The following is a 3433-nucleotide window of genomic DNA, read 5'->3' on the forward strand; positions in this document are numbered from 1 at the left end:
TTTAAGTGACGTAAAATCGTGTTGAGGCTAACGCCCATAATGCGTGCAGTTGCCCGGCATCCAACGCCATTCATGGCCATATCAATAATTTTCTGGTGCGTACCGGGTTGAGAAGCGGTGTAAGTGAACTGCAGTTGCCATGTTTTACGGCAGTGAGAGCAGAGATAGCGCTGATGTCCGGCAGTGCTTTTGCCGTTACGCACCACCCCGTCAGTAGCTGAACAGGAGGGACAGCTGATAGAAACAGAAGCCACTGGAGCACCTCAAAAACACCATCATACACTAAATCAGTAAGTTGGCAGCATCACCACAGGAGGGTGTTATGCGTGTTGAGATCTGTATCGCTAAAGAAAAAATCACTAAAATGCCAAACGGTGCTGTGGATGCGTTAAAGGAAGAATTAACCCGACGCATCAGTAAACGTTATGACGATGTAGAGGTGATCGTAAAAGCCACCAGCAACGATGGCCTTTCTGTTACGCGCACCGCCGATAAAGATTCAGCTAAAACTTTTGTTCAGGAGACTCTGAAAGATACCTGGAAGTCTGCTGACGAGTGGTTTTTTCACTAATTAACACGTAAAATCGGTAACAGCTGGAAATCATTCAATACTCGCACTATCGAAAGTTCGCCAGCCAGCCGTGGCACGTTCTTGCATACGACGTGCTACGGTTTCATTCATCTCCGACCGGAAACTTCTTATACAAAGTCGATACGCCAACATCATAGATGATCACCACCTTCTGGCGAGAAACTCCTGATGCAATTTGTCGTCCGGCCTGTGCCTATTGCTCCGGCGTGAGAGTAATACAGTAAACTGTAGAAAAAGCCCATTAAACCTAATATAATAATAAGTTACAGAATTATCTTTACTGAATAATAGATATATGAATATTAGTGAACTTAAAAAGTGCATACACTATGAAGTAATAGGTTGTAAACGCCCTTTCTCCTGGCGAAAAGCAATTGTTCGCGCAATAAAACACAGAAGATCACGTTATTTATTTTGGTGGCGCATAGCAAAATATCTTTTTGATAAAGGCGGATACCGGCGAAAGATTGCAGGAAAAATAGAACGCTTCATTCTTGATAAATACAATGTAACCGTTCCCTTAACTGTAAATATTGGTAAAGGGTTCGACATATCTTATCTCAATGGCGTTGTTATCGGTCACAAAGTTACAATAGGTGAAAATTGTTCAATTAAGCCTGGGGTAACTATTGGACTTCGCGGTGAATTTAATGATATGGATATTGTCATAGGAAATAATGTAACCATTGGCTGTAACGCCACCATCCTTGGTGGCAAAGTGCATATAGGGAATAATGTAAAAATAGGAGCTCATGCATTGGTACTGCATGACATTCCTGATGACTCCACATTCATTACCAAATTTCACTCTGAAATTATTTATAATTCATCTCACACATAATTCCGTTTAATCACAGCTCAGGCCATACGATATCCGGGGCTGTATTTATATCAATCCGACTCACTAATACCCGGTATTTTTTCCAGGAAGATAGCATCGAAACCTCCTCATCAGTTGCCATTTCAAAATTAACAGCATCCTGCAGAATTGTTATGTTATCAGTCGCTTCCTGGATTAATCTTGTCTTTTTCTCTTCCGCCTCCCGGATCCGGAAGAGTTTTTCTGCTTCCGTATCCTTCACCCAGGCTGTGCCGTTCCACTTCTGAAACTCCCCTTCCGGGGATAACCAAGTGACATTTCCCGGTAATGAGCCGAGTTCAGAAATAAATAACGCGTCGCCGGAAGCCACGTCATAAACCGTTTTACCCCGATGATCTTCAACGAGATGCCACGATGCCTCATCACTGTTGAAAACAGCCACAAAGCCAGCAGGAATATCTGGTGGTGCAATATCGGTACTGTTTGCTGGCAGACCTGTATGAGGCGGAATATATGCGTCACCTTCACCAATAAATTCATTAGTTCCGGCCAGCAGATTATAAATTTTTATGGTCCGTGCTTGTTCACTCATTCTGAATGCCATTATGCAAGCCTCACAATATAGTTAAATGCGATGTTTTTGACGGTGTTTTCCGCGTTACCCGCAGCGTTAACGGTGATGGTGTGTCCATGTGAACCAATCGCAACGGAGTGCGTATGCGCACCAATACCTACAGTATGTGCATGTGCGCCAGAACTTGCTGCAGTACCAGACAGCGAGTGGGTATGAGCACCTGCTGACTGTGTCTGAATACGTTGATAATACGATCTACGGGAAGAAGTCCCCGGGCTTACTTGATACTGTGAATTCTGGACATAAGTGAACCCACCGCCATCATAAAATGCTAACGCAGAACCGCCGCCTCCTGGCCAACGAATACCATTACCATGAGTATGAACACCGGCAGACCCCGTAGAGCCACTCAGACTGTGCGTATGCGCCCCGGTGTTATTCGTGGATTTAGTGCCGTAATCAAACGACGATGTGGTTTTCGTCCCCAAATCCGTACTGGATGCGCTGGCGCTGTGGGTGTGCGATTTAATGCCGTCCTGTTCCTGAGACAATACGGCCCGACCACTGGCAGGTTTGCCCTTAATCGTCCAGCCACGCATATCAGGGATCACGCCTGACGGATAAGCGGCTGCAAGTTTCGGGTAAGCAGATTTGTCAAAAGTCTGCCCCTGCATCAGGGCATAACCAGACGGAACGGTATCTGATGGCCACGGGATTGGTGCGCCGACTGGGTAGCTTTCTGGTGGAAGATTTTTCGAGGTATAAACTTCTGCCCAGCCTTCCTCAAAACCATAACCGTCTCTTGAAGAACGGTAGAACAGACCACCATTTCTGTAATGCGCCTTCATCTGCAGGGTCCGGCAACTTCCGACTCCGGTATAGAAGTTAACCAGAATATAGCTGTCGCCAGAGCGGGTGACATTGTAAGCGCCTGATTCGGCATTCCAGGGAACGGCTCCATCCGAATCCGCATAAGCCCCCGTCGAACGTCGGGCAAATGCACCAATATTTTCCGGCGTGAGGTTAATATCCGCCGAGCCATCAAACTTAACACCGTTAATTTTTGGGGCTGCCGCAAGTTTCGTCGCGGTATCGGCGTTCCCCTTCAGTGCCCCGGTGATCCCATCAGTAACAAACAACGGACCTGAAATAGTCCCTCCAGTCGTTGGCAGCGCTCCAATATCTGATGGTGTAGGTTTCTGATGTGAGCTATACATCGTATAAACAACACCATAGGTAACGCTGGAAGGCTTACTCGCTGAATATGTTGGCGAGGTATAAACAGAAACTGACGCATTTGCAGTACAATCCCAATGGATATTTACACTCGTCGCATAATTGGGTGATGCTGCCAACTTACTGATTTAGTGTATGATGGTGTTTTTGAGGTGCTCCAGTGGCTTCTGTTTCTATCAGCTGTCCCTCCTGTTCAGCTACTGACGGGGTG

General features: G+C 46.1%; 5 protein-coding genes and 2 pseudogenes. 3 read left to right on the top strand and 4 right to left on the bottom strand.

Features of this window, described 5'->3' with window-relative positions; translation table 11 throughout:
• A partial coding sequence (locus BFF42_RS12820) for an IS1 family transposase (protein WP_146753269.1) occupies positions 1–254 on the bottom strand: 254 nt, incomplete at its 3' end.
• A 68-nt stretch (positions 255–322) separates the two neighbouring features.
• Here BFF42_RS12820 and BFF42_RS12825 point away from each other — a divergent pair.
• Positions 323–571: a DinI-like family protein gene (locus BFF42_RS12825; RefSeq protein WP_001261938.1), complete on the top strand. Its 249-nt coding sequence runs from the start codon at positions 323–325 to the stop codon at positions 569–571.
• 103 nt (positions 572–674) lie between these two features.
• Here BFF42_RS12825 and BFF42_RS12830 read toward each other — a convergent pair.
• Positions 675–803 (bottom strand): annotated as a pseudogene (locus tag BFF42_RS12830) (helix-turn-helix domain-containing protein); the annotation flags it as partial.
• A gap of 84 nt (positions 804–887) precedes the next feature.
• On the opposite strand from BFF42_RS12830, the gene BFF42_RS12835 reads away from it, so the two are divergent.
• Positions 888–1433, top strand: a complete 546-nt coding sequence (locus BFF42_RS12835) for a serine acetyltransferase (RefSeq protein WP_001026780.1) — start codon at positions 888–890, stop codon at positions 1431–1433.
• Between the two features lie 10 nt (positions 1434–1443).
• On the opposite strand, the gene BFF42_RS12840 is transcribed toward BFF42_RS12835, so the two are convergent.
• Positions 1444–2016, bottom strand: coding sequence for a tail fiber assembly protein (locus tag BFF42_RS12840; RefSeq protein ID WP_039059150.1), 573 nt, complete (start codon positions 2014–2016; stop codon positions 1444–1446).
• Positions 2016–3326 (bottom strand): annotated as a pseudogene (locus BFF42_RS12845) (phage tail protein); the annotation flags it as partial. The pseudogene BFF42_RS12845 and the gene BFF42_RS12840, both read right to left, overlap by 1 nt.
• A 56-nt stretch (positions 3327–3382) precedes the next feature.
• Here BFF42_RS12845 and BFF42_RS28315 point away from each other — a divergent pair.
• The coding region (locus tag BFF42_RS28315) for an IS1 family transposase (protein ID WP_165888145.1) at positions 3383–3433 on the top strand (51 nt) is incomplete at its 3' end.

This window comes from Shigella sp. FC1661 (assembly GCF_001712525.1).
Classification (GTDB): domain Bacteria; phylum Pseudomonadota; class Gammaproteobacteria; order Enterobacterales; family Enterobacteriaceae; genus Escherichia; species Escherichia coli.

Excerpts from the sequence above, each read along its gene's own strand:
- BFF42_RS12835 (WP_001026780.1), top strand. The coding sequence starts at position 888 with ATGAATATTAGTGAACTTAAAAAGTGCATACACTATGAAGTAATAGGT.
- BFF42_RS12840 (WP_039059150.1), bottom strand. The coding sequence starts at position 2,016 with ATGGCATTCAGAATGAGTGAACAAGCACGGACCATAAAAATTTATAAT.
- BFF42_RS12825 (WP_001261938.1), top strand. The coding sequence starts at position 323 with ATGCGTGTTGAGATCTGTATCGCTAAAGAAAAAATCACTAAAATGCCA.